Here is a 765-nt window from a genome sequence, read left to right as displayed (position 1 = left end):
AACCTCACCGGTGCCGGCGTCATAGCCGGTCACGCTCAGGGTGCCTTCGCTCCCCTCGATGACCACCGGGTCGGCCTCGGTCGCATTGGTGATGTCGACCGGCGTATCCGCATCGACGCCAGCAATGGTGACCGTGGCAATCCCGGCAGTGGCGGCGACCGTGAAGCTGCCGGTGACGGTGTCGCCGGTGGCTTCGGTGACGCTGTTGTCGTCCGTGCCGCTGATGCCGGTGATGACCGGCGCGGCATCGGTCGAGCCCGTGACGGTGATGGTCAGCGTGGTGCGCGAGGCATCGCCATCGGCATCGGTGATGCCATAGGTGAAGACGTCGCTCAGCGGGTCGCTGTCATCGTTCAGTGACTGGACCTTGGCATTGCTGTTGTCCAGCACGTAGCTGTAGCTGCCGTCACTGTTGAGGGTCAGCGTGCCGTAGCTGCCGGCGATCTCGGTACCGGTCGTGTCGCTGACGTTTGCCGCAAGCGCGTCACCGTCCTCCAGAGTGCCTGTCACGACACCGGTGACCAGGGTCGGCGTGTCGCTGCCCAGGGCATCGGCGGCCGCATCGGCATCCGTGCTGTCACCGGCCCCGCTGATGACATTGCCGGTCAGGGCGTCAGAGGTGTCCTCGGCGATGGTGCCGGTGTCGGCATTGGCTGTCGGGACGGTGTCGACGATCGCGATGTCGAGACTGTCCGTGGTGCTGGCATCCGTGATGTCGGTGACCACGACCGCGAAGCTGTCGGTGATGTCGCCGCCCGAGTGATC

1 protein-coding gene is annotated in these 765 nt (G+C 66.0%); it reads right to left on the bottom strand.

The genetic code is table 11. The features are described from left to right. Nucleotides 1-765: VCBS domain-containing protein (locus AOG28_RS17460; protein ID WP_200906845.1), on the bottom strand; the 765-nt coding region annotated here is incomplete at both ends.

The organism is Cobetia sp. UCD-24C (assembly GCF_001306765.1).
Lineage (GTDB): Bacteria > Pseudomonadota > Gammaproteobacteria > Pseudomonadales > Halomonadaceae > Cobetia > Cobetia amphilecti.
This window is presented reverse-complemented; position numbering and strand designations above follow the sequence as displayed.